The 24,021-nt window shown below is 43.2% G+C and carries 34 protein-coding genes and 1 other RNA gene; 11 read left to right on the top strand and 24 right to left on the bottom strand.

The genetic code is table 11. The features are described from left to right. The first annotated feature begins 941 nt into the window (after positions 1 to 941). From DFP77_RS05920 to DFP77_RS05890, 4 genes are all read left to right on the top strand, one after another. Entirely contained in the window at positions 942 to 1,514 is a 573-nt protein-coding gene (locus DFP77_RS05920) for a recombinase family protein (RefSeq protein ID WP_114411357.1), read from the top strand. Between the two features lie 594 nt (positions 1,515 to 2,108). Continuing rightward, positions 2,109 to 2,573, top strand: a complete 465-nt coding sequence (locus tag DFP77_RS05915) for a ribonuclease H family protein (RefSeq protein ID WP_114411356.1) — start codon at positions 2,109 to 2,111, stop codon at positions 2,571 to 2,573. A 1,242-nt stretch (positions 2,574 to 3,815) separates the two neighbouring features. Further along, positions 3,816 to 3,995 carry a hypothetical protein gene (locus DFP77_RS05900; RefSeq protein WP_114411353.1) on the top strand — a complete coding sequence of 60 codons (180 nt, stop codon included), beginning with the start codon at positions 3,816 to 3,818 and terminating at the stop codon, positions 3,993 to 3,995. An 818-nt stretch (positions 3,996 to 4,813) separates the two neighbouring features. Continuing rightward, positions 4,814 to 5,158, top strand: coding sequence for a hypothetical protein (locus DFP77_RS05890; RefSeq protein WP_114411351.1), 345 nt, complete (start codon positions 4,814 to 4,816; stop codon positions 5,156 to 5,158). A gap of 13 nt (positions 5,159 to 5,171) precedes the next feature. Here the strand turns inward: DFP77_RS05890 and DFP77_RS05885 are convergent, their stop codons facing one another. The 20 genes from DFP77_RS05885 to DFP77_RS05800 form a co-directional block, all read right to left on the bottom strand. Continuing rightward, complete coding sequence (locus DFP77_RS05885; protein WP_114411350.1) at positions 5,172 to 5,408, bottom strand: phage holin family protein; 237 nt, start codon at positions 5,406 to 5,408, stop codon at positions 5,172 to 5,174. Continuing rightward, entirely contained in the window at positions 5,405 to 5,551 is a 147-nt protein-coding gene (locus DFP77_RS19535) for a hypothetical protein (RefSeq protein WP_181858499.1), read from the bottom strand. The genes DFP77_RS05885 and DFP77_RS19535 overlap by 4 nt, the downstream gene beginning before the upstream one ends. Further along, positions 5,551 to 6,024: a structural protein gene (locus DFP77_RS05880; protein ID WP_114411349.1), complete on the bottom strand. Its 474-nt coding sequence runs from the start codon at positions 6,022 to 6,024 to the stop codon at positions 5,551 to 5,553. The genes DFP77_RS19535 and DFP77_RS05880 overlap by 1 nt, the downstream gene beginning before the upstream one ends. Continuing rightward, a complete protein-coding gene (locus DFP77_RS05875) occupies positions 6,024 to 6,212 on the bottom strand; it encodes a hypothetical protein (protein ID WP_114411348.1) in 189 nt (62 codons plus the stop codon). Before DFP77_RS05875 ends, DFP77_RS05880 begins: the two co-directional genes overlap by 1 nt. A 5-nt stretch (positions 6,213 to 6,217) precedes the next feature. Further along, the gene (locus DFP77_RS05870) at positions 6,218 to 6,697 is read right to left on the bottom strand and encodes a hypothetical protein (RefSeq protein ID WP_114411347.1); all 480 of its coding nucleotides are present in this window, start codon (positions 6,695 to 6,697) and stop codon (positions 6,218 to 6,220) included. A 2-nt stretch (positions 6,698 to 6,699) separates the two neighbouring features. Next, complete coding sequence (locus DFP77_RS05865) at positions 6,700 to 7,404, bottom strand: hypothetical protein (RefSeq protein ID WP_114411346.1); 705 nt, start codon at positions 7,402 to 7,404, stop codon at positions 6,700 to 6,702. Further along, on the bottom strand, positions 7,404 to 7,883 hold the full coding sequence (locus DFP77_RS05860) for a hypothetical protein (RefSeq protein WP_114411345.1): 480 nt from the start codon (positions 7,881 to 7,883) through the stop codon (positions 7,404 to 7,406). Before DFP77_RS05860 ends, DFP77_RS05865 begins: the two co-directional genes overlap by 1 nt. Further along, entirely contained in the window at positions 7,873 to 8,265 is a 393-nt protein-coding gene (locus tag DFP77_RS05855; RefSeq protein WP_114411344.1) for a hypothetical protein, read from the bottom strand. Before DFP77_RS05855 ends, DFP77_RS05860 begins: the two co-directional genes overlap by 11 nt. After that, on the bottom strand, positions 8,262 to 8,465 hold the full coding sequence (locus DFP77_RS05850) for an LPXTG cell wall anchor domain-containing protein (RefSeq protein ID WP_114411343.1): 204 nt from the start codon (positions 8,463 to 8,465) through the stop codon (positions 8,262 to 8,264). Before DFP77_RS05850 ends, DFP77_RS05855 begins: the two co-directional genes overlap by 4 nt. A gap of 232 nt (positions 8,466 to 8,697) precedes the next feature. Beyond that, positions 8,698 to 9,018, bottom strand: coding sequence for a hypothetical protein (locus DFP77_RS05845; RefSeq protein ID WP_114411342.1), 321 nt, complete (start codon positions 9,016 to 9,018; stop codon positions 8,698 to 8,700). Between the two features lie 9 nt (positions 9,019 to 9,027). Further along, positions 9,028 to 9,876: a major capsid protein P2 gene (locus DFP77_RS05840; RefSeq protein WP_114411341.1), complete on the bottom strand. Its 849-nt coding sequence runs from the start codon at positions 9,874 to 9,876 to the stop codon at positions 9,028 to 9,030. A gap of 260 nt (positions 9,877 to 10,136) precedes the next feature. Next, positions 10,137 to 10,829 (bottom strand): type IV secretory system conjugative DNA transfer family protein, encoded by a 693-nt coding sequence (locus DFP77_RS05835; protein WP_114411340.1) that lies wholly within the window; start codon positions 10,827 to 10,829, stop codon positions 10,137 to 10,139. Next, the gene (locus DFP77_RS05830) at positions 10,826 to 11,308 is read right to left on the bottom strand and encodes a hypothetical protein (RefSeq protein WP_114411339.1); all 483 of its coding nucleotides are present in this window, start codon (positions 11,306 to 11,308) and stop codon (positions 10,826 to 10,828) included. The genes DFP77_RS05835 and DFP77_RS05830 overlap by 4 nt, the downstream gene beginning before the upstream one ends. Next, positions 11,305 to 11,718 carry a hypothetical protein gene (locus tag DFP77_RS05825; RefSeq protein ID WP_114411338.1) on the bottom strand — a complete coding sequence of 138 codons (414 nt, stop codon included), beginning with the start codon at positions 11,716 to 11,718 and terminating at the stop codon, positions 11,305 to 11,307. The genes DFP77_RS05830 and DFP77_RS05825 overlap by 4 nt, the downstream gene beginning before the upstream one ends. Further along, positions 11,711 to 11,929, bottom strand: coding sequence for a hypothetical protein (locus tag DFP77_RS05820; protein WP_114411337.1), 219 nt, complete (start codon positions 11,927 to 11,929; stop codon positions 11,711 to 11,713). Before DFP77_RS05820 ends, DFP77_RS05825 begins: the two co-directional genes overlap by 8 nt. Before the next feature lie 14 nt (positions 11,930 to 11,943). Beyond that, complete coding sequence (locus DFP77_RS05815; protein ID WP_114411336.1) at positions 11,944 to 13,677, bottom strand: replication endonuclease; 1,734 nt, start codon at positions 13,675 to 13,677, stop codon at positions 11,944 to 11,946. Beyond that, positions 13,677 to 13,976, bottom strand: a complete 300-nt coding sequence (locus DFP77_RS05810) for a hypothetical protein (protein WP_114411335.1) — start codon at positions 13,974 to 13,976, stop codon at positions 13,677 to 13,679. Before DFP77_RS05810 ends, DFP77_RS05815 begins: the two co-directional genes overlap by 1 nt. 118 nt (positions 13,977 to 14,094) lie before the next feature. Next, positions 14,095 to 15,048, bottom strand: coding sequence for a phosphoadenosine phosphosulfate reductase domain-containing protein (locus DFP77_RS05805; protein ID WP_114411334.1), 954 nt, complete (start codon positions 15,046 to 15,048; stop codon positions 14,095 to 14,097). A gap of 4 nt (positions 15,049 to 15,052) precedes the next feature. Beyond that, positions 15,053 to 15,217, bottom strand: a complete 165-nt coding sequence (locus DFP77_RS19530; protein ID WP_181858498.1) for a hypothetical protein — start codon at positions 15,215 to 15,217, stop codon at positions 15,053 to 15,055. Between the two features lie 76 nt (positions 15,218 to 15,293). Next, the gene (locus tag DFP77_RS05800) at positions 15,294 to 15,527 is read right to left on the bottom strand and encodes a hypothetical protein (protein ID WP_114411333.1); all 234 of its coding nucleotides are present in this window, start codon (positions 15,525 to 15,527) and stop codon (positions 15,294 to 15,296) included. 133 nt (positions 15,528 to 15,660) lie between these two features. Between DFP77_RS05800 and DFP77_RS05795 the strand changes: the two genes are divergently transcribed. Next, positions 15,661 to 16,305 carry a LexA family transcriptional regulator gene (locus DFP77_RS05795; protein ID WP_114411332.1) on the top strand — a complete coding sequence of 215 codons (645 nt, stop codon included), beginning with the start codon at positions 15,661 to 15,663 and terminating at the stop codon, positions 16,303 to 16,305. Beyond that, on the top strand, positions 16,302 to 17,330 hold the full coding sequence (locus DFP77_RS05790) for a phage integrase (RefSeq protein ID WP_114411331.1): 1,029 nt from the start codon (positions 16,302 to 16,304) through the stop codon (positions 17,328 to 17,330). The genes DFP77_RS05795 and DFP77_RS05790 overlap by 4 nt, the downstream gene beginning before the upstream one ends. Before the next feature lie 82 nt (positions 17,331 to 17,412). Here the strand turns inward: DFP77_RS05790 and ssrA are convergent. Both ssrA and smpB read right to left on the bottom strand, forming a co-directional pair. Beyond that, positions 17,413 to 17,774, bottom strand: a transfer-messenger RNA (tmRNA) gene (ssrA, locus tag DFP77_RS05785). A gap of 113 nt (positions 17,775 to 17,887) precedes the next feature. Beyond that, positions 17,888 to 18,367 (bottom strand): SsrA-binding protein SmpB, encoded by a 480-nt coding sequence (gene smpB, locus DFP77_RS05780; protein ID WP_114411330.1) that lies wholly within the window; start codon positions 18,365 to 18,367, stop codon positions 17,888 to 17,890. A gap of 180 nt (positions 18,368 to 18,547) precedes the next feature. On the opposite strand from smpB, the gene DFP77_RS05775 reads away from it, so the two are divergent. Genes DFP77_RS05775 through DFP77_RS05765 form a run of 3 tightly spaced genes read left to right on the top strand, consistent with a single transcriptional unit; the run spans position 18,548 to position 20,619 of the window. Continuing rightward, positions 18,548 to 19,906 carry a sodium-dependent transporter gene (locus DFP77_RS05775; RefSeq protein WP_114411329.1) on the top strand — a complete coding sequence of 453 codons (1,359 nt, stop codon included), beginning with the start codon at positions 18,548 to 18,550 and terminating at the stop codon, positions 19,904 to 19,906. A 1-nt stretch (position 19,907) separates the two neighbouring features. After that, a complete protein-coding gene (locus DFP77_RS05770; protein WP_114411328.1) occupies positions 19,908 to 20,339 on the top strand; it encodes a type II toxin-antitoxin system RatA family toxin in 432 nt (143 codons plus the stop codon). Position 20,340: 1 nt separating this feature from the next. Further along, positions 20,341 to 20,619, top strand: coding sequence for an RnfH family protein (locus tag DFP77_RS05765; RefSeq protein ID WP_110576071.1), 279 nt, complete (start codon positions 20,341 to 20,343; stop codon positions 20,617 to 20,619). Here DFP77_RS05765 and DFP77_RS05760 read toward each other — a convergent pair. Then, entirely contained in the window at positions 20,616 to 20,933 is a 318-nt protein-coding gene (locus DFP77_RS05760; protein WP_114411327.1) for an outer membrane protein assembly factor BamE, read from the bottom strand. The two genes, DFP77_RS05765 and DFP77_RS05760, sit on opposite strands and share 4 nt — an antisense overlap. A gap of 69 nt (positions 20,934 to 21,002) precedes the next feature. Between DFP77_RS05760 and fur the strand changes: the two genes are divergently transcribed. After that, positions 21,003 to 21,413 (top strand): ferric iron uptake transcriptional regulator, encoded by a 411-nt coding sequence (gene fur / locus DFP77_RS05755; protein ID WP_110576067.1) that lies wholly within the window; start codon positions 21,003 to 21,005, stop codon positions 21,411 to 21,413. Between the two features lie 111 nt (positions 21,414 to 21,524). Here the strand turns inward: fur and recN are convergent, their stop codons facing one another. Then, on the bottom strand, positions 21,525 to 23,195 hold the full coding sequence (recN, locus tag DFP77_RS05750; protein ID WP_114411326.1) for a DNA repair protein RecN: 1,671 nt from the start codon (positions 23,193 to 23,195) through the stop codon (positions 21,525 to 21,527). A gap of 185 nt (positions 23,196 to 23,380) precedes the next feature. Here recN and grpE point away from each other — a divergent pair, with 185 nt between their 5' ends. After that, positions 23,381 to 23,959 (top strand): nucleotide exchange factor GrpE, encoded by a 579-nt coding sequence (gene grpE / locus DFP77_RS05745; protein ID WP_114411325.1) that lies wholly within the window; start codon positions 23,381 to 23,383, stop codon positions 23,957 to 23,959. The last annotated feature ends 62 nt before the right edge of the window (positions 23,960 to 24,021 follow it).

Genomic DNA, 24,021 nt, shown 5'->3' with positions numbered 1-24,021 from the left:
CACTTGAATGTCTTTGGTAATCCACTGGTTTTCACTTACCGTCCCCTGTCTATTTATAATAACAAATGAGGCGACAACTATCCTGACACAGGGGGATACTATGCAGTAAGAGTAGGTTCTCTAGTCTGTTCATCTTGCCCCTCCTTGAACATACAATGAAATTTGAGTCTAAATGGGGAATTTATAGTGCGTCTTGATTTAGATTGTTTATCGATCAAAGGCGATATTTTTACAACAAATTTTTGACCCCATATACGAGATACGCAACCGTAGTTTTCCCCCATAACCCCCTAGAGTTTTGGGATATTTACGTGTATGGGGCATGTACGCTTTGTCAAATTTAGAATTCTAATAGAGGGCTTAATCATACAAAGAACGACCCTATATCAATATTAGCGAATTGACTCATAACTTAGCTTAGGTACTTTAGTTTTGCATTCTTCCATGAGAAGTTGGGCGGCATATTCTTTGGGGATTATTGATATATGTTCCCTAGCCAAGAGTACTCTCACTTTAAGATCTAGCTCTTTACCATTAACATCCCAGTAATGTGAACGAGCATCCTGCAAGTGCTTTAGATGCTTCTGAGCCTCATCGTATAGCATGAATCTTTCAGAAGAAGCTATACAGAGTAGTTCACGAGCAATCTTGTCCTCCAAAGTTTTATCATTAACCCTGTCAGGGTTACTGCATCCTATCAAAATTAGTGGGATAACACTGATGACACTCTTGACACAATTCATATGCCTACTTCCTTTCAATTACCCTACAAAACAAGACTATCAGCAATCTATGGTGATTAGCTAGTGCGATGGCTCACAGGGTATACCTTTTGATCCACCCTAAAGATCCTACCTAATAGATGGCTCAAAGCTGTTGACAAGGCTATGATCCACATTAATATAATGATCCATACCTTTTGACCTACTTATGGAGTATTTATGGCCGTAGTCGCTTATGTTCGTGTTAGTTCTGATGGACAGTCTACAGAGAGTCAGCAATATAAAATCAGTGAGCTTTATTCTATTGATAAATGGTTCATTGATGAGGCTGTCTCAGGAGTGGTGAAGTCATCTCAAAGGGAGGGAATGAAGGCACTCTTAGCTTATGTACGAGAAGGCGATACAGTGATTGTAAGCGCAATTGATCGTTTAGGTAGGGATACGATAGATGTTCTAGAAACTGTCTCTCTAATGCAGTCTCAGAGCGTCTCAGTGGTATCTTTGAGAGAGGGTTTTGACCTATCAACACCGATAGGCAAAGCCATGCTAACAATGCTATCAGCAGTAGCAGAGTTAGAAAGATCAAACATTAAAGCTCGACAGATGGCTGGCATTGAAAAAGCTAGGTCTGAAGGAAAAAACTTAGGTAAGGAAAAAGTGATTGATGATGAAGCCGTAGCCTCTTGGAGAGCTTCAAACCAAACGTCTATTAAAGTCACTGCGGAGCACTTTGGGATCTCCACATCATCAGTAAAAAGAGCGTGTAGAAATGCTAAAGCTGAGAGTTTTTAATCCATTGATAATAAAGACATTTTAATTAGGGGACACTTATGGGAGAAGAAAGCTGAAATTCAGGCTATAAGAATTGATTTACCCTTAGATGGTCTTTAGAAGATCTTAGGATAGATTAATCATCATAGATTCAGAATAGATTGATAAGTTTACCTTGGTGAAGGTCTATAGATTGTCTTTGTGAGTGTCTTAAGAGAGATAACTAATCATTGATCATTCAAATATGAATATTGATGGGGGGTAGGGGGGGGGACCTTAAAGATAGATCTATAGATAGACCTATAGATAGACCTATAGATAGATCTATAGATAGACCTATAGATAGACCTATAGATAGATCTATAGATAGACCTATAGATAGACCTATAGATAGACCTTAAAGCTTGAGCGGTTAAGTCATAAGCTCTTGTTGTATGAGTCTTTTACCTTCATTTCAAACATCTAAGAATTGATGTGTTAGTTCTGTGACTTCGCTTCTTCATTTTCTTTTATTCAGCTCATTAGCAACCTCATTAACAGTAAGTCATTGCTTATTAGGGAGTCTCGTTGGCTTGCTCTTAGGGTTGTTAAGTTAATTCAAACGGGTGATGTTAAATGAGTTTAAATATTAATGTGTATGCAGATGGCTCTTGTCTAAACAATGGTAAAGAGGGAGCTTCTGGAGGATGGGCTTTTATTATCTTAAACGGTAGTGAAACGATTAAAGTAAGTGGCCGTGAAGAAGGTACTACAAATAATAGGATGGAGTTAATGGCCGTTATTAGAGCGATTGAGTTCCTATCTAATAGTAAGGCTGATTTAACTATTTATTTAGATAGTCAGTATGTCAAAGATGGATGTGAGCAGTGGTTGTTAAAGTGGAAATGTAATAATTGGTTAACTAGTTCTAAGAGGCCAGTAAAGAACAAAGATTTATGGATTCAATTAGATGCTCTATTGGGCAATATTAATGTTAGTTTTCAGAAAGTTAAGGCGCATTCAGATCATCCGATAAATGATCTAGTTGATCAATTAGCTAGAAAAGCAGCTCAAGGAACTCTTCTTAATAAATACAACTGAAGAAGGCTGAATTAAATGTATTTTTTATGAAATTGTAGGTTTATCTAGAAGAACTTTCTTTAGTAATATAAAGATATGTCTTTAATATTTCTTGAAATATGGGTATATCGTCATGAGGATGTGCCTATATTTAAGATGATGAAGAGGAAGGCTGGTGGTGCTCTGATTCGAAGCCTTTCTGTCGGTAGCAGCTTTTCTAAAGGTAAGCTTCTCTCTGGCCTTTTATATGTTCGATGGAAAAAACCACAGGCAACCAAAAAGGTAATGAGAAAAGCACAACAAGAATCAGAATCTTGAGATATGACCACATTTTCACCAAAGATACACGGATTCTTTAATGAATCGAATAATTTTCGGCTAAATGTTGTTGAAATCATAATTCTTGATCCTCAGCAGCGAGCTATCAATTTCAGGTATTGCTACCTACCTTACTTTTAATTGCATGAGAGTATTAACAACTCTCGATGTTGATAAGTTTATTTACTGTTAAGTGTTTGTGTTTCAGACGAACTGGTGAGGCTTAGCCTCAAATCTTGGCCTAAAGCAAATAATCTATCATCCATTGTCACCTCCATTACTTGGTAAGTTGAGTATAATTCTGGTTAATCGCATAATTTCTCTAAGAACCTTTACCCTTTGAATTGTCTTGGGGTTATAGGTCACTTCAAGATAGAAAAAGTACAATAAGATAAATTCAGTTTTCGCTTTACGGTAAACATCCGTTAACCATTCTCGTAAATTCATAGGTCTCCATGAATCGAGAAGTGGCTAACACTTAATCAGTCAGCACGCTCACTGAATGCTGACATAGAACATAATAGCATACTGGTCATTAAATGACCTAGGCCAGAGATAAAGCTTAGTAGATGCCTAGCTTGGACTATTAATAGGTTAATTCTGATTATGAAGGCGGTTTGTTTAGAGATCGGATCTTCTTAAATATTGGTTAGCACTCAGTTCAACATCAAGGCTATATGTGTGAATGACACAATACAGACTGAGGATGTGTTTTACTCATGAAAGTATCGTGAAACAACTCTTGCCCTTAAAAAAACTTTTCAGCTTCTTTATCTATGTACCCTTGCATGGGTCTCCTCTATAGGTCAATAGTGGCCTGAGTTCGTATGTATTCATAGTTGCATCATTTGTAGAGTGTAATATAAGTCATTGATTTTTAGTTCTTTTGTTGATTTTTTCTTTGTGCTAAAAGTGAAATTTCTTATGGGAAATGAGGTGTGAATCATGAAGTTGACGATAGATAGGTGGGGTGTTGGTCTTGAGATTGGCTCACTGATTATCAACTTATTTGTTGGTGATGTTTACGTGAGAATTCCTAATGTAGGCGAGCTTGCATACAGCTCAGCTGGCTTTTATTTAGATCATTGGAGAGACCCTAAGAAAGGCTTTAAGGAGGTTGAGTGATGTGCGCAAAGACATTTGATAAGTCTAACTTAAAGCGATTTTGTGAGAGCATTAAGGTTATACGAGTGATGTACCCAGAGATGACTCTTAATGCCTTACATGCTTTCCTTATATCTGCTCTAGAGGAAGGTGTAACTATGGCGGATATGGCTCATAGAGCTAACTTTTCCCAGTCCTCGAGTTCTCGGAATACAGCTCTACTTTCTGCTCACCATCGTTATGGGAGGGCTGGATTGGATTTGATTAGAGCAACTGAAGACCCTAGAGAGAGGCGAAGGAAGCTTGTTCATCTGACTGCTAAGGGGAGGCGTCTGGTGAGTTTACTGGCTGATATAAATAAGCCTGACGTTTAAGTATATGATTAAGAGGGCTCTTTAAAAGGAGTCCTTTTTTTAGTAAATACTTCAAAACTTTTAAGGGTTACTTTGAATTTGGTGTTGGATATCAATCTAGAAAGATAAGAGGGGGGATTGCGTGGGGGAAAAACGTGGGGGAAATAAAAAGGCGGCCAGTCCATAAGTTGTTGAAAAATATGGAAATCTGACCGCCTTTTGCAATTGGTGGAGGCGGGGGGGGTCGAACCCACCGCGCAGGAAATAAATTATCAAACAAAATCAATCATTTAAGGTTTTTTCGTGCGCTCATTATCCCATAAAACACTGGTTATAAACACAGCTTTTAGGTGTTTTAAGGTGTTTGCGTGGACACTTTTTGGACACGAGAAAAAGCCGCTTTATAGCTTTCTGATTTTTCTTATTGAATGGAACACCTAAAGATTATTTAATGAAAGCTCAACAATAAATTAAGGACGTTACCAAATGAAAAAGCTTGCTTTCTCTCTTATTGCTACTGCTACTCTTGGCCTTGCTGGTTGTCAATCACTTGGCACTGTAACACCATTGCAAGATGGTTATATTGCCGAAGCTACCGTTGAAAATGGCGATACAAAAGAAGCCAAGCAAATAGCCCTAGAAACAGCAGCCAATCAGTGTAAAAAATACGGTAAAGAGTTTTATGTTATTGAAGAATCCCAAGAAGAATCAAACGACTATGATTTAGACGATAATACCACTACCCTCGCTAATACCGCATCTTCATTACTACTCGGCAAAAGCGCATTCAATCAAACTAGAACAGTATCCTTGAAATTTGATTGTAAGTAACACAAAAAAGCCGCTACTCGGCGGCTTCTCTTCTTTCTGTTTTTACTTCTCTTAAGTCTGGCTGATTGCTTCGGCGCTCTAATCTCTGGCCTCGCCTTTCCGCTTTGATCTTAAAAATTAAGTTGGTGAGGTAAGTCGCACCCGCAAAGAATAAGCCGCCATACATGGCCACTTCGTTTGCTGTTAATCCTCCCATGACTAACACGCCTCCAGACGTTATATAGGAATTTGCCGTGGCGTTGTCGATCATTCCGGCGACACCTCCGCCACACCGTCAACGATCAGCGGGGCGGCAATTGACCAGATAGCAGAGGGGATTGGCGTTACTGCCACACCCACGACCACTAATAACGATGCAAGGCTTTTTTTGTGCTTTTGAATAAATGACTTCATCAAACAAATTCCTTTATTGAATTATTGATATACCAGCTTGAGAAGGGCACAGCACCAATTTCAAAGTTAATAATCGCTTTAACCAACTCGGGCAACTTTTCTTTTACCGTTATTGGTTCGTCTGCATCAACACCCGCCGCACTTGCTACGCTTTGAATGTATGCGTTCGTTGGGTTTTCGTGCGCTGGTGCATAACGCGAGATAAGGCCGCGAACGGTGTTAATTCCATGCAACGCTTGATAGTTCACAAGCAATTTTGCACCCGCTCTAATTCCGTATGAGTAGCTTTTAAACGTCTCAAACGTTGGATCATCGCCTTGTACTTTTCCATCCCATGCAATGTTTGTTTTAACCACATTCATTGGGTTTTTGTTGCGCATGCCGCGCACGTTATCAACTTTTAGCAATTTGCTACTCCTGTAAATTGCGTAGGCCAGCCCCAGCCCGCCAACGGCTAGAACTAGGTTTTTCATTATTCTTCCGCCTGTTCTGGTTCTTCCACTTCTGGCAATACCCAAACGCCACCCGCCGCCGTGTGCTCTGGTGTAGGGCGCTCAACTTGCATCAGCATGTATTCAGAACCAAGACCAGCGGATTTTTTAGTAATTCCAGTATCTAGAATTCTTTGCTGGCTTTCGCCATTTTTCGCATAAATTTTCATGGTTTCTAATCCTCTCGAACACAGCAAACACGCCATTTGAGCTGCGTACCTGTATTGCCGTCTTGTAAATTCCATCCCCCGCCGTTCTCAGGATTATTAATAATATTAATGGCACCGGTTGTCACAACAACTCCGCCTTCCTTCACTCTAGGGTAAGACAAGCAACCATGACCCCCAGCGCCGCCACCACTGTGAAAATAAAATGATGTCTGATGCCTTACCCATTCATTATTAGTTTCTGAAAAATATTCAGTGTAAGTGGAAAAACCAACCCCAGCGGGAAAAGGTGAAGACATATAGTAGACACTGTCTAAAGAAAGTTGTTTTTCATCTCCTTCACTACCGCCGTTAGGATATGCATATTTAACGCGATCACTTGCCCATGTTTCTAATGTTGCGGTTTTTGCTTTTTCAGCATCAAGCGCAACTTGTAATTCCGTTATTTGCTGGCCCATCAAAAACGAGCCTATATATGATGCAGACATTGTTAAAATTCCTCCTGCAGAATTATTTCTATTACATCATCCTCGGACGGATTCCAGACTTTTAAAGCGGCGGCGTGTTTGTGTTCTAATTCACCCAGCAAGCCACCGCCAGCCGCCAATATTTGCCCTTCAATGCTTGTTTTTGCTGTGTCACTCACTCGGCAAATGGTTGTATTCAATGACGGCGTGTAAGCCTGTATAACTAAACGCTTGCGCCCAACTTTTGCCGGAATCGTTACAACACTTTCAGTTGCTACCGTGTAAGTGGTCGTTAGGACATTGGAAACATCTTTTTTAACCACTTCGGGCAATTCAGATACTTCTACCGCTGGCAATTGTGAAACCTGCACAGACGGCAAACTTTCAACTTCCACCGCTGGCAATTGGGAGATTTGCACCGCTGGCAAGCTGGCAACATTTGCAGTAATGGCGTTAGTAATGCCTTGTATCTGCACAATAGAAACATCAGAAAGCCTTGAATATTCGCCTTCGATCAATAAAAACTCAGCGTTATTCTCAACGCTCCCCATGTTTTTAACGCTGATAGATTCAAACACTTCTGGCAGTGTCACCTGCCCGCCCGCTGGGATTCTAAAGCGAGATAAACCCGCTTCAAAAAGTAGGTCTGTTTCACCACTCAGATACACAACGGTTTGGCCGCGTTGCGGGATTTGTGCTTGCTGATCTGGTTGCAATGTAATTTTCATTATCTACGCGCTCCCAACATTGCAAACATTCCAATACCCACAACACTAACCACGGCCCCGGCCACATAAAGCGCCTTTAGGTTGCTTTCGTTGTTGTCGGCCCCTGTTAATGTGCTCGTTAAGTCACGAATGGCCGCCACGGAATTTGCAGAATTTGTAGCATTTTGAGTAACCAAATCTTTAGAAAAATCTAAACTGCTTTCTATCGCATTTTCTGCAAAGCCGATTGTTTGCCCCGCTAAATCGCTATTTTTATCAATTGCGTAGGTTGTTACTTTTTCATTGCTACCAACCACGCCGCCTGCAAACTCTAAAGCCTGTTCTCCAAACCCAAAAGCGCCATCAATTGCCCCGTGGTCGGTTGTTGTAACCGTGTTACCTGTACCCGCCACCACCGCGCCATTAGTTTCTAGCCCTTGGAGGTTATAATTTGAGACGTTGTTTGTTGTTGAATTTGAGCTGTTCGATTTACTCGACATTTACGCCCCCTTTTAAATCCACTTTATATACGCGCTCAACTTCAGCACCACCAAAACCATATTTTTCATACAGTTTATAAACTGCTAAGTTTGGTGTGTGGTATCGAATACATGAAAACCCCATTAAGCGGGCGCTGTCTTTTAGTACTTCACCCGCATCTTTCATGCCGTAACCCGCCGCGCACAAAATAACCAGTTCATTTCCTTCTGGGTATTCTTCACCTCGGGTAACCAGCCAAATGTCGGTTTCGTTTCCTGTGAAGTGGTAAAGGTGGGCAATCCCGCTTTCAACTTGCGCTTTAATGGTTTCAACATCGGGGCCACATGCGCCACGCAAAAGCGCGGGCGTTTCAGGTTTCCATAGCTCGCGTGAAACATTCATTTTTTGCGGCCTTTAAATAGATACCAAACACCAGCCAACACCACAGCCCCAATAATATATGGTGTGTAATTTGTTGACTCGTTGTAACTACCAAAGCTAAAGCCGCCTAGTGCATTGGTACCACCTGTATTTGTGGCGGTAGCCCCTAAATCGGCGCTAACGTCACCGCCGCCAGTACTTAAGCTGCCTAAATCGGACATTTAAACCACCCCCAATTTTTTAGAGATAAAGAAGGAAGCCACCGCCACAATTAGGGAACGCATTAAATAGCTAATCAAAGTCATTATTAAATTACCCCCATCTTGTGAGCACCAAACACCGCCAGCGCAAAAATCAAAAGCCACTTTACCCAGCCGAACGAATCGCCCGCCCACCAACCAGCACCGAACCCCACGACTCCAGATAGAAGGGGAGCCAATAAAACTATAGGCATTATTTCCTCCGCATCATTAAAGCCAAAAACAGCAAAACAACAATTAACACGCCGCCCCCAATGAAGTACGGCGTGTAGTTTGTTTGGGCGGTTGTTGTTACTTGCGCCCCTGTGTTGTTTTGAGCATCTGGAATTTGTGAGACTGTTTCACCAGTGGCCGACTGTTCAAGCGATGCTGTTTGTTGGTATGTTTGCGGCGCGTTTTCGCTATCCTCTACATCAAACAAACCGTATACCCCCTCCGCGGCATCACTTACAGAATCCGCCGCAGAATTGTAGATAGAGCTTGCACCGTTACTAATATCGTCCCATAAACTCATACAACCCCCTTAGACGTTAAGCGGGCCAACTTGTAAAACAGACTCGACAAGAATCGGCACAGAACTCGCCGCGCCTAGATCAAGACGGAATACAAATTCCGAGTTATAGCCAGTATTCAGCACGTCGGCCTGTTCGTATCCATACATAGTAGGATCAAAAACAAAGTAGCCATCTTGTGGTACTCGATCTACACGCTTTTGCTGTACTGCTTGCACTTCCTTGGTTACATCGAAAAGCGTTGTTGTATCACGATCAACAATCAAACGATTGACTTCACCTTTGAAGTAAGCGCGTCGAATATTCACAGCCGCGCCCGCTGGGAAGGTTGTAAAATCATTCCACCCAATCGCGTTTGCTTGAAAAATATGCTCACGAATTCGCGGCATAAAGATTCGGCGTGTTTGACTTGGTGCGAGAAAGGCCATGCCTTCTAATGACAGTGAACCCGAGCCGTTATCTATCTCAACTTCTAACGTTACGTTTTCACCCTGCAATGTCACCAAGCCGCCAAAATATGCGCCGTTTTGGTTTTTCGCGGTTGGATTGGTAAACGGAATAACAAACACACCGCTTTGAGTTAGTGTGGTTACTTCGCTTTCACCTTCGCCCGTGGTTTCAAATTCAGCTTCCTGTACAAAATGTTTTTTGTACTTTTCCATCATTACAAGCTGTGCACCGCTTACCTGTACGATAGTTTCACCGTTCACACTCACAGTAACTTGGCGAATTTGCGCCGCCGTCAGCGAAGTGATTAACTGAATCTCGTTATAAGTCGGGCCAACTGGTAAAGACATTGAAGCCTTGCTACCCCAGCCCACACCATTAAAACCATTTAATTTTTTAGGTACTAAAAGCATTGTTTTTTTCCCCTTAGCCTATTGCGTCTTCAACAACGTCAACATTGTTAGAAGACCAAACAACAGCCACCGCGATCAGTACCGCTACCACTGCCATTGGTGCATATTTTTTAACGTTCATATTTTTTACCCTTGTTATTAACTAAAAACTAAACCTAACAACGGCAAAACTATTAAACGGCTTCGGTTTAGGTCAACACACAAAAAAGCCGCTTAACCTTTAGGTTAAAACGGCCTTTTATTTACACTTCCTTTACGGTTCATGACTTAAGTTTGCGTAGTTTTCCTTGGTCAAATTCACCTATATCATGATCATTGGTTTTTATTAAATAGTGATACCGTGGCAAGGTTTTAATCGCTTGCTCTGGAAAATCCAATTCTTTCGACAAATAAACGGCATCATTTAATCTTTGCTGGCGGCCCACCCATTTATTAGCGCAATTGCCCACAATCGTTTTGGGTACTTCTTGCCCGCGCTGAAAAATACAAATCGCCTCTAATCCAAACTTCCGGCCACCTGTTAATATTTCCCCAAATGCTCCAGTCGCTTTGCCGCTGGTTGTCACACACTTGGCGAGTTCTTCCATTACCACCTTAAGCGGCTTTTTATGGTGACCATTCCCAGCACCCCAAACAATCTTTGAAAAAGCTTCCAAATTTTTAGGCGTTGCGCCGTCCACTGGACTAAACGCGATTTTAAACCCTTGGGCTTTCTTGGCCGCTCTCCCAGCAAATAATGCCCGCGCAAATTTTGCTAGGGATTCATAACGGCGAACCTCCCGCCCACACAAATCGTCATAATCTTGGTATGGGTCAAACAGGGCCACTTGATCAGTAGCCCCCACGATTCCCAATTGCTTAACCGCTGTTGTTTTTCCCGAACCAGACGATCCAACGATCAACCAATGGTTCTCAGTTAGTTCATTATTTTTGTTGATCGGTTTTAAACTCATGCCGCCACCCGAACGCGCGCTTTTTCTTCCGCGCTGGCTTTTGCTTCGGCTTGGTCTTTTTCTTTGAGCGTTTGCGCCGTGCTCACACCCTCAGACACCAATTTACCAACGGCCATAGCCGCTTTGATTTCCGCATCATAAGCCGCCAACCAACCTGGCAGTAAAGCGCCATATTTCACTAAAACAGGGCCCAGATTTTCGATTGCATAGGCTTTAGTTTCTGCCGTGAATTCGAAATCTTTATGGATAACGCGCTTTAAGCTGAATTCAATCATGCCTAACCCACTCATGGCTGTTAAAAGCGCCGCCTGTTCGTCCATTTGCACTTGCTCGGCTTCGGCCTGTTTTTCGGCCTTGGCTTCTTCTGGGTCAAAATCCGCTTGGGCTTCTTCCGCTTCTAATTCTTTTAGGAAGTCGGCTTGATCTTCGGTTATGTTGGCCACTTCTGGCGCTTCTAGTTCTTGGCTAATATCGCTCATACTGTTTTTTCCTTTGATTTTTTGGTTGCTAAAAATGCACTAACTACGGTTACCAAAAGCGCCATGATACCCAGCAAAGCGGGTGGGGCGGCTTCAAGCCTTTTAGGTTTAATTTCTGGTTTCACCTCGGCCACTTCTTCGGCCTGTTCTTGTTCGCTTGAAACCTCGGTTTTATTAGGCTCAGCGGCTTTTTCTTCGGTCACTTCTGGCCGTGAATTTTCCACTTCTTCACGGCTGGCCTTTAGGTTAGCGTTTAACCATGTTTGGCGGTTCGTACCGGTGCCTTGATTCGTTCCACAGCTCGGGCAGATCGTGTATAGCGTCCCACGTCGGCCACCCGCTTTTTTAACTTCGACGATTTCTTCACAGTGCTTAAAATCGCATTGAATAAACCCCACTGACTCAGCCATTCTTTAAAGCCCTCTCTGCTAGTTCATTGATTACGGCATCATTCAAAAACGCCACGCTTTCGAATTGCGCCGCCACGCCTTCAAGCGATTTAAAACCGCCCGTCATAATCGCCATTGGGCTAATGTTCTTTAAGCCCGCAAATTCTCCTTTTAGCTTGGCTTGCGCCGTTTTCCGTTTTGCAAGTAACGCTTTTAATTCTTGGTTTTCCATTTTGACCGCTCCTTTTATTGATAAATTGGCACTTGGTATGGGGGAGCTACGCCCCCCGTACAGTTATTGACACGATTTCTAGGGAACGGCTCCGCCGCTCCTAAAGACAAAGCCCCAGCCCCTACGCGCTGAATAGTCCACTCAAACAAGCGTGTGGGCACATATTCCGCAAAAACATTCCAAAGCCCTTTAATTTTCATCGTAGGCTCTCCAAATTGATTATTTTCCCCTTGCTCGTAAAACGGCCTTAAAGCCTGACCTTTACCCGATCCCATCAACTCACTAAAACGCTTCCAATCATTGGCAACCGCCGCCGTGTAAATCTCAGAAAAAGCTTTCGGGATTGAATCTTTTAGGCGGCGGATTTCACGCCACACCGTGACCGATGAAGCGCCCAAAAATTGAAATTGTCTTATGCCGTGGCGAGCCTTCCACGCTTGTACCCGCTCAGCACTGTCTACAAACGTGCGGCCTGTTTCTTCGTCCAGTATTTCTAGCGGTTTTCCATTTGCGTCTTTGCCATCAATGTTTTTCGCTATGTATTTCGCCACATACGCCACCGCGCCGCCTTTTTCTGGGTCAAGTAATATTTCATCAAAGCGGCTTTTGTCTGCGCCTTGCTCATGGCCGTCTACTTCTAAAGCGTATTCTTCCGCTATTTCTAAAAGTCTCGCGCTTTGGTTCTTGGCTACAAATAGGATCAAATGCCAGTGAGGCGTGCCGTCATGATGTGGTTCCACTGTTCTAATCCCATAGAACTTGATGCCTTCTCGATCATAGGCGGCGCGTATCTTTGCCCATTGTTTATTTAAGTATTGCTGAGCCTCGCGGGGAGAAGGGCAACCGAACGCATAGAATTTTCTATTGCGAAACCCAGTATCTTTATGGACAGGGTGATATTTAGAAGGGCATGTAATCGTTATGAATCTCGCTTCGTGGCCGCTTTGTACCGCCAAATATTGCAAGCCCCTGATTCTTACACTTAACTCAGCTTTATTATGTATAGGGTTTGAAATGCTTTTATCTGCCAATTCCGACAATAGAAAGCTTTGTTCATGCTGGTTTATGGCTTCCCAGCTTTCTAAAAAAGCGCGGTTTGCTTGGCGTTGTTTCCGATAGCGATTGATTCCCCAGCGGGAAACATAGGGGGATTGTTGATTGCACACTTGCCCACATTCGCGGCGTATATTTTCAACAGCTCTATAATGTCGCTTAGCTTGGCGAGCCCACCATTCGGGCGTACACATGCGCAACATTAAGGCTTCCACTTTCTCGGCATCGTCCCATTGATTGAAGTTAGCATTTACTGCTTCAGCTTCTTTCTTCACATAATCGAAAACCGTTAACCCTTTACGTGCTTGAAGCCCTTTTGATGACATTTCAAAACGGCGGCTTTTTTCATTGGCCCAGTTTGCCAACTTGTCGCCCGTTAAGTCTGTTATCCATTCGTCACAAAAAAACAACCGATCAACCACCGAACGCACCCAAGCATAGGCCACCGCTTGGCCTTCACGTTTCTGTCTTCTCTCAGCCTCTTTTAAAACTGTTTCACGCATCCCAGTAACACTTAAGCGGCTGATCAACTCAACATTCTTAATCGCACCTCTAAGCCATGAATTAGATTCAACATAACCCTTTGCGCGGTCCAACTCGTCAAGACGCGCGGTTAAATACCCCACGTCTTGAGGGCTTAAACCGTCTAACAGTTCACTGCGCCATTTTATGCATTCTTTTGTTGGTTGATTCATTACTTTGCCCACTCGTCACAAAAGAACGGATCAGCCAACCAGCGGCGCAAAATCTTACGGTCTCGACCTTCCATAGATTTAACCGCTTTAATAAAGTCAAATTTGAACATTTCCGAATTGCCGAACCATACCGAACCAAAAAAGTTTAAAAGCGCGGCGCTTCCTTTGCTGTTTCGATCTATGGCGATCTGGATAGACTTAATTTTTGCTACGCCCTCGGCTTCGTCCCAATACTGTTTTAATTCTGGCGCCGCGCTTAGCATGTTAAAAAAGCGTTTTTCGTTTTCTTGGTTAGTCATCTATCCATTTCCTGTTTTTTCATTTCGAGATAAGAACGCCACAAAGCCGCCGTAATTTGTCGGGGCGGGCATGTAGTTAAAAACGCGGTTAATTGTTTGCGCTGTTCTTCTATGGCGGTCATTCGCACAACCCATAAACAGAATGGCAAACAGAGCCCTCATCATCTCCCAACAAGTCAAATTGACGGCCTCCACGTGCGGTCAACGCCCATTCAGCGATTCTGTCTATTCCGTGAGTCTTATAGAAAATACGGTCATCACCCTTCACCATTGCATCAGTCACAGCAGGAAAGAACGTTGATGATTGACGCTTTGAAGCGATAGATATAATCTCCTCCCACTCTCTTAAACGCTCAATAACATCAGGAAATTGACGTGCTATTTTTCTAAGCTCGGTTTTATTGCAGTTAACACAAGGCATACAACCAACACGCCCCATGCCTTGCTCGTACAATGGGTTCCACTCAACCCCATGCTTTCTATGGAACTCAAAAACCTCAGTAGCAGACCAAGACAAAATAGGCCGATAATTAAAAAGACCTTTCCCTTCTTCAATATCACCAAATTCCACTTCTATTTCTGGTAACTTCGCTCGGCTTGGCGACTCGTCAGCCCTAACCCCCTGCCAAGAATAAATAGCTCTATACTCCTTTAACATTGGCTCAATAAATTGATTGATAGGTAAAACCTTCAATTCCTCTGTGCAGAACCTCGCCTTCATTGATGGAAACCGCCCCTTCCACAGACACAAATCTAAAAATGGGTTTCCAGTTGGCTCTAAAACAGAAATCGCACGCTCAATAATGCTTTCATCAATCTTTTCCTCTCTCCATTTAGCCATTGTCAAATCGCGCTTTCTGGCGATCTGCTTAGAAAAATCTGCCTTAACACGCTCTATCTCTAGGCCAAGCCGTTGTTCTAAATAATCAAGGTATTGATAGGTTTGCTCGTGCTCATTTCCTGTATCAGCAAACACTGGAGTAATGTTTTTTGTGTTACGCTCAATAGCCAGAAGTAATGTTGCAGTTGAATCTTTACCGCCTGACACATTAATAATATTTGCAGTTTTCAAAACATCACCCCCTAAGCCCTTGCTCGTCTAATTCACTTCCCGAAAATAAATAGTCGTATTCCTTGCACTCTGGGCAAGCTTCCCAGCCGTCTAAAAACAAGGTTTCGTCAGCTTCACCGCTCCAACCGCAATTAATGCAGGCATGAGTAATGTCTTCACCTAAACCCACGACGAACCCCCAAAACCAAGAAAAACCAAACAGCCAATCAAAAGTGTGAACGCTCCCAAATCATAAATATTCATAATTAATAATCCGGCGCATTTTCGGCGCGCTCAATTTCTTTGATGACGTTCACATAAACACGGCCATTTGCTACCGGCTGATAGCGGGCTACTGTTCCCATTCTCAAATCCTGTTTTATAGCCGCCTCAGTTTTACCCACTAAACGCGCCCATTCCTTAGGGGCCATGTAAGGGGGCAAAGCCTGCACAACTTGTACAAATGCGGGTGTTTGTTGGTCTTTTGTTTCTTCGTCCATCGCGGTATGCTCCAAAATAGTGTTTTTTATTACCTTTTTAGAGTCGTTTGTCTCTAATTTGGTGGATTATGGTAATGCTAGATAAAAAATTAGAGCGTGTAAATTACATAATTAGAATTTGAGGGTTTTTTAAATGAATAATTCGATTGAAGTTATAGGCAGATTGAAAAGTATTCATAATGCGACAACAGACAAACAGCTTTCTGAAATTTTCGGATTGAGCAAAACGGGCGTTTTCCATTGGAAAAACAGGGACGTAATACCTTACAAAGAGGTATGTATGACCGCATTAGAAAAAGGGATTTCTTTAGAATGGTTGCTAACAGGGAAGGGCGACAAAATGGAAACAGGAAGCACGGCGCAACAATTAACAATTCCACATTACGCAATACAGGCCAGCGCGGGCGGTGGGGCACTGGTAGAAGCTGAGCCGATAGAACAGCATTTAAGCTTAAGCCGTGAATGGTTAAAACGTGAAGGCATATCAAGCAAAGACCTTATAGGTATTTACGCCAAAGGTGACAGCATGGAGCCGACCATTAATAGCGGGGATTCTTTACTAATTGATCGTGAAAAAAACATAGTAGGAAGCGAGGGCGGTATTTACGTTATTAATTTTGAAGGCGAGCTATTTGTAAAACGTGTACAAAAGTTACTTGATGGCCGTGTAGCGGTAACCAGTGACAACAAAAACCACTTAAGCATAGAAATTTCAAAGCATGACCTGGAGCGCCTAAAAATCATTGGTCGTGTTGTTTGGTTTGGTCGCAAACTATGAGCATTAAACAAACACCTAGCGGCTGGAAGGTCGATTTCCGCGCTGGCGGTTCAAATGGTAAGCGATACCGCAAAACATGCAAAACCAAAGCGGAGGCCGAGCGATACCAAAAATTTGTAGAAGCTCAAGAAACCACAACAGGTAAAGCTTGGAATCCAAAGCCCAAAGACTCCCGCCGCCTTCTTGAACTTTTAGAACCTTGGTTTTTACTTCATGGTCAGCACCTAAAAGACGGCGAGCGCCGCTTGTCTAAACTTAGGCTAATAACCGAAAAGCTAAGCAACCCGATAGCCGCCGATCTGCAACCGCTTACGTTTTCACGCTATCGAGCCACCCGAACTAAAGAAGGCATTAAGCCCAAAACGCTAAACAATGAACTCGGGTACATAAATTCGCTTTTTAACTCACTCCGCAAGTCTGGCGAGATTGATTATGCAAACCCACTGGCCGAAATTGACAATATTAAAGTTCCCGAAAATGAACTCTCATACCTAACAACCGACCAAATAGAAACCCTGCTTTCTGCCTTGGACAAATGCCAAAACCCCCACGCGAAACTTATAACGCTCATTTGCTTATCAACTGGCGCACGTTGGGGGGAAGCGGAAGGGATAACCACACAAACAATACACCATAACCGTCTAACCTTTACCGATACCAAAAACGGAAAAAATAGAACCGTCCCAATATCTCAATGGCTATTTGATGAACTACTAACCCACGCCAGAAAAAGCGCGTCCAATAATGTTTTTACAAGTTCAATTGGTGCATTTAGGCGAGCATTAAAAAGAAGCAAAATTGAGTTACCAGCGGGCCAAGCGGCGCACGTTTTACGACATACGTTCGCCAGTCATTTCATGATCAACGGCGGAAACATTCTTACCCTTCAAAGAATTCTAGGCCATTCTGATATTAGAATGACCATGAGGTATTCGCACCTCTCCCCCGATCACCTACTAGACGCGCTAACACTTAACCCACTAGATAAACATGGAATTACAGGCATAAAAAAAGCCGCTGATTAAGCGGCTTATTTTTCTTGATGGACACCTTTTGGACGCTTTACCCTTTTGAGAATAAAAAACCCTTATACATCAAGTGTTTAATTGGTGGAGGCGGGGGGGGTCGAACCCCCGTCCGTCAGTCCTCTGCCATCGGCTCTACATGCATAGTCACTTCTATTATTTGACCACGAACCGCCCGAAGGACAGGGTGTTAATGGCGAGCCTACTTAATCTTAGAACCTTATCCCTAGGCGGGGCATCAGTTAGCATCTTGTAATTTATGATACTGCAGAATCTCTGGCTACAAGCAACCTGAGGGCAGCACACTAGCAGCGGTTTAGGCTGCTAAAGCGTAGTTTTCGTCGTTTGCGACTATAAAATTGATGCGGGGGATTTACGAGATCACGCATCACTCTCGACATGCACCTTTGGGTTTGTAACCGACGTCGAAACCATGTCGCCCCCAAAAAGGTAACGCTAGTCTATCGCAAACAATGTGCTTACGCTAGAGATAACGCTGAAATGCTTAGTGTGTTCATATTCATACAGTATTAAGTATAGCCTATGTATATTAAATACTAAGCACTGTGTTTCATTAGTCGTTCTTTATCTCTTGACCAATCACGATCACGCTCGGTATCACGTTTATCGTGTTCTTTTTTACCGGTTACCAAGGCTACTTCGCATTTGATCTTGTTGCCTTTCCAATACAGCGCCATGGCCGCACAGGTTTTGCCTTTTTGCTCGGTAACTTGGATGATCCGGTCAAGCTCTTTGCGGTTTAATAGCAATTTGCGTTGTCGCATCGGTTCACAAACAACATGCGTTGAGGCGCTAAGCAATGGCGTAATACGCGCACCGACGAGCCACGCTTCGTTTTGGTGAATGATGACGAAGGAGTCTACTAATTGGGCTTTGCCTTCGCGCAGGCTTTTTACTTCCCAACCAGATAAAACCAAACCGGCTTCGAACTTCTGGTCGACAAAGTAGTCGTATTTTGCACGTTTGTTAAGCGCGATGGTGCCCGTGCTGCTGGATTTTTTCTTTGCTTTACTCATAGTTAGAAATTATACGGTCGATAGAGGCAAAAACCTATGCTTTTCTTGAGGTATGCGCCTGAATGTTAGAAAATTCGTACTTGTTGATTATTTTATCTGGGTAGGTAACGCGGATGTGTTGGCCACGTTTGCGTTTTATTCCTATCCTTAACCAATGTTGTGCAATTAGAGCCTAAATTTATGCCGGAAAGTCGATGTTTACAAGGTATCTGGTCAAGTCCGTGGATATTTATTTTCGCGGCCAGCGGATCGGCTGTGGGATTAGGGAACATTTGGAAGTTTCCTTATGTGCTCGGGCAAAATGGCGGCGGTGCATTTTTGTTTGTGTATTGTGCGTGTTTGCTGTTGGTAGGCCTGCCAGTGTTGATGGCCGAAGTGGCTTTGGGTCGTACCGTTCGTTCTAACCCAATTGATACGGTAAACGATTTAAGCGAGCGTCGCATTGTTCATCCCGCTTGGGTATTTGTGCCTTGGTTAGCAGGTTTTACAGGCTTTTTGATTTTGACGTTTTATAGTGTGATTGCGGGTTGGTCTTTGGCTTACTTGGATCGTGCTGTAACGGGCGATTTTGTGTCGATTACGCATGATGGTGCCTTGGGCATGTTTGATACATTGCTTTCGACGCCAGCGGAAATGCTGTTATGGCATACTGTGTTTATGGCGCTGGTAGTGCTGACTGTGGGTCAAGCTGTAACGCGCGGTTTGTCTGCTGTGGTACGGATTTTGTTGCCTATTTTGGTAATGACTTTACTGCTGTTGGCGGCCTATTCGATGATGATAGGCAATATTAATGAAGCGTTGAGCTTTATGTTTCGTTGGTCTTGGGAAGACATTACTTTTGATGTGGTGTTGTCGGCGGTTGGATTGGCGCTGTTTAGTTTAAGTGTTGGTATGGGGGCGATGTTCGCCTATGGCGCATACATGAGTAAGCGAATGTCGATAGCTCGAGCTTGCAGTATTGTCGTTGGTGTTGATTTGTTGGTTGCCATATTAGCTGGGCTGGTTATTTTTCCGTTGGCTTTTGCATTCCAAATAGACGTTGAAGCTGGGCCAAGTCTGACGTTTGTATCGCTTCCTATTATTTTTGGTGGTTTGCCGGGTGGTCAGTTCTTTGCGGGTGTGTTCTTTTTATTACTGGTGGTAGCAGCGTTAACTTCTGCTATTTCTATGCTGGAACTGTTTGTTGCTTGGCTGCATGAGAAGTTCTATATGGCACGCTTAAAGGCGGCCTTTTTAATGGGACTTGCCGTTTGGTTTGTCGGTATTGCTGTGTTGTTGTCTTTTAATCATTGGGACAGCAAATTTTTGTTTGGGTTAAACTTTTTCGAGTTGTTGGATAAGTTTACGTCGTTGATCTTGCTGCCCGTTGGCGCGATTGCGTTGTCTATTTTGGTGGCATGGTTTATTCCTCACTCTATGTTGCAAAATGAGATGATTACTAACAAGGTTAGTCATTTTCAGTGGTGGTATAAGACGTTAAAATACATCAGTATTCCGGCAATGATCGTGATTACATTTGCAGGTTGGATAGGAGTTTAGTTTGAGTCATATAGAGCGTTTTGCTCATGTAAATTATAGCTGCGAGCAAATGTTCGCACTGGTTAATGATATTGATGGTTACCCTGAATTCTTACCGGGCTGTTTGGACTCTACGTTGATTTCTCAAACGCCAACAGAGATAGTGGCGTCTTTGGAAGTAGGTAAAGGGCCGGCTCGCCAGTCGTTTACAACTAAGAACTTTTTGCAGCCTTGTCATAAAATAGAGATGACCTTGGTTAAGGGGCCGTTTAAACGTTTGCATGGTGTGTGGACCTTTACAGAACTGTCTCCAACCAGCTGTAAAATTATGCTTAGCATTCAGTTTGAATTGAGCGGTATGCTGAAGTTTGCTTTTGGGAGTGTCTTTAGCCAAATTGCGAATACAATGGTAGATTCCTTCAGTAAGCGAGCAAAAGTGGTGTACGGTGAATAGTATGAGAGTCGAAGTAGCTTATGCTTTGCCTGAAAAGCAAAAGATTATTGCTTTAGAGGTTGAGGAAGGTTGTAGTGTACGTGATGCTGTACGACGTTCTAATATTAATGCCTTTTTCCCTGACGTGGATCTGGAAACCGTGAAAGTCGGAATTTTTGGAAAAGCGGTTAGAAATGCGGAAGAACAAGTGTTAAAAGAAGGTGAGCGAGTTGAGTTGTATCGCGAGCTGAAAGTTGACCCTAAACAAGCTAGGGCCAACCGTGCAGCAAAAAATGGCTAGTTGTTTTTGATTTCTTTCAAAATGCCATTGTCGAAAATGAGCACTAAGTCGTCGACTTCACTTCTTTGAGTGTCTGGTGTTCCATGTATTGATGTGAACATATAGTGCCATTCATTTGGCTTAAAGGTGTCTCTTAGCATGGGGTTACCCAATAGATAAGTGACCTGCGACTCTGACATACCAATTTGTAACTGTGACAACTGTTCCTTTGTTACTAGGTTCCCTTGCGATACTGGAACCTTGTAAGGGGGCGGGAATAAACTGCAAGCGCCAAGTGATAGCGCTGCACATAATATTAAAACTGTTTTTTTCATTTGTATTATCCTTACTCTGGTATGCTAATGATAAAGTAATTATCAACAAGATCGAATAGAGAATGACTCATGACTAGCGAAAATCAAGAGCTAAAGAAAGCGGGACTCAAGGTAACCCTTCCTCGAGTGAAAATTTTACAGATTCTTGAAAGTGCGGGCGACCGTCATATGAGTGCTGATGATGTTTATCGCACTCTGTTGGATCAAGGCGAAGATGTAGGCTTAGCAACGGTTTACCGTGTATTAACTCAGTTCGAAACGGCTAGTTTAGTGCAGCGCCATCATTTTGAAGCGGGTACGGCTGTTTTTGAATTGGCAAAAGGCGACCATCACGATCATATGATTTGCTTAGACTCAGGTAAAGTTATTGAGTTTGTTGATCCGATTATTGAAAAGCGTCAGCATGAAATTGCAGAAGAGCATGGTTTTGAAATTGAAGACCATAGTTTGATTTTGTACGTGCGCCCTAAAAAGAAGTAATAGCGCTCTTACTTTATGGTTGCAGAAAAAAAGGCCCAAACTGTTTAGTTTGGGCCTTTTTGTTTTTTTAAGCTATTTAACGCTTATTCTTGCTAGAGTATGTGCTAGCTTTTATTGCAGTTGGACGTTGCCAAGCATTTCACGGGCATGCGCCAAGGTCTGTTCTGTCAGTTCCAATCCGCCTAGTAAGCGAGCGATTTCTTGTGCTCGGTCTTGGTCTTTGAGTAGTTCAACTTGGGAAGAGGTGGCTTGGTTTTCAACCAATTTGCTAACGCGTAAATGCTGGTTGCCCTGCGCGGCGACTTGCGCCAAGTGGGTCACGCAGAATACTTGTCCGCGTTTGCCTACTGAGCGCAGCATACGGCCCACCACTTCAGCGATGCCACCACTGATACCCACGTCTACTTCGTCAAAGACTAGCGTTGGAATAATAGAGGTGTGCGCCGTAACGACTTGAATGCCTAAGCTGATACGAGATAATTCACCGCCTGAGGCCACTTTGCGTAATGGTTGTGCTGGTTGACCTGGGTTAGAGGCGATCATGTATTCGACGTCTTCAAAGCCATTGGCAGACACTTGGGTAAGTGGCTGGCACTGGATATAGAAGCTAGCGTGGGGCATGCCCAAGCCGTGTATTTGTTCCTCTACTTTTTTGGCGAGTATGTCTTTTGCCACAATGCGTTTTTCAGTCAGAGTGGTCGCTAAAGCAGTCAGCTTTTCGTAGGCTTGTTCTTCTTTTTCTTTGAGCGATTCGATGCTTTCTTCGCTGCCTTGTAGGCTGCCTAACTCTACTTCGACGCTTTCACGAAGAGAGATAAGGCCTTCTGGTAAGGTTCTGTGTTTGCGAGCAGTCTCGTAAATATCAGATAAACGTTGTTCTATATCGCTTAGACGTTCTGGGTTTTGTTCTAGCGTGTCTTGATAGTGATGCAAGCTGTCGGCGGCTTCTTGTGCTTGTATTAAGGCGACATTCATCATTTCTAGCGCGTTTTCTAGTTCTTTGGTCGCGGGGCGGATTTGGCTGGCGCTGTTAATGGCTTGGTGTAGTAAAGAACAAACGTTGCCTTCGTCACTGTCGATCAAGATTCCGCTGGCTTGATACGCTTTAAACTGGGAATCGGCAATGTTCGATAAGAATGCTTGCTCATTTTCCAGTTCTTCGATTTCACCGTCTTTCAAGTCGAGCTGTTGCAACTCTTGTGCTTGATAAGATAAAAGCTGGATTTTGGCATCTTGCTCGGATGAGCGGTTCTGCTGAGCGGATAACTCTTCTTTAAGTTGTCGCCATGTTGAGTATTGCTGACTGACTTTTTTGCTCAGTTCAGTGAGTTGACCGTATTCATCAAGTTGTTGTCTTTGGGCGTTTTTCTTTAGTAGGGACTGGTGTTCGTGCTGACCATGAATGTCGACAAGGTAACTGCCCACTTCTTTTAGATCACTGAGCGTACAAGGGCGGCCGTTGATATAGGCTTTCGAGCGACCTTCCTTACTAATGACTCGACGTAAAATGCAATGTTGCTCGTGCTCTAGGTCTCTCTCTTCAAGCCACTTAAAAACATGCGGGTATTGCTGAATATCAAAACTAGCACTGATATCGGCTTTTTTTTGTCCATGCCTTACTACAGCGGCATCAGTGCGATCGCCTAAACAAAGTGACAAAGCATCCACCATGATAGATTTACCTGCGCCTGTTTCACCAGAAATCACGGTCATGCCTTGTTTGAACTCAAGTTCAAGGGATTCAACAATAGCGAAGTTGGAAATAGCAATGCTAGTCAGCATAGTGGGCTCCAAAGAGAGAATATATTTATATGGTTATTTATACAGTACTTGGTTGTTTTTTGACAAGTCTTGTTAGTAAATTTAATTCCCATGAAAATTATGCGTCATTAGTGTTGAAAGGAAAAAAGCTGTCCCCATATAACCAGCACAGACAAAGAATTGTTTCTGTTATTTGGAGTTGAAGAATGAGTGAGCAGCAAAAAAATCCTAATCTAGAAGCGGAGCAAGTTTTGAATAGCGAGACACAAAACGAAACAGTAGAAGAGCTTTTAGAGCCTGAAGTAGAGACATTAGAAGAAGTTACTGAGAATGATGAGCTTGCTAAAGCTCTAGAAGAAGTCGCTCAGTATAAAGAAGCGGCACTTCGTGCTCATGCGGATGCACAAAACGTGCGACGTCGTGCAGAACAAGATGTTGAGAAAGCGCATAAATTTGGTTTAGAAAAGTTTGCTAAATCTATTGTGAACGTAGCGGACAATCTTGAGCGCGCTTTAACATCAGCACCTGATACAGGTGAATCAGACCCTGTACGAGAGGGTGTTGAGCTGACGTTAAAAGATCTGCTAGAAACCTTGGCGCGTTTTGAGGTGAAAGTGGTTGATCCACATGGCGAACCTTTCAACCCTGAACTGCATCAAGCAATTACTATGGTGCCGAACCCTGAGTTAGAACCAAACACCGTAATGGATGTTGTACAGAAGGGTTACACCATTAATGGCCGCCTATTGCGCCCAGCTATGGTAGTGGTTTCAAGCGCGGCTTAAAAATACTGTCATTTTTTTGACACTGGACGCTTGAAATACTTTTAAGCGTACCCAAATACAGA

Origin of the sequence: Marinomonas foliarum, assembly GCF_003337275.1 — a bacterium.
GTDB classification, from domain to species: Bacteria; Pseudomonadota; Gammaproteobacteria; order Pseudomonadales; family Marinomonadaceae; genus Marinomonas; species Marinomonas foliarum.
The sequence above is the reverse complement of the archived record's forward strand: the minus strand, read 5'-3'. Positions and strand labels throughout refer to the sequence as shown.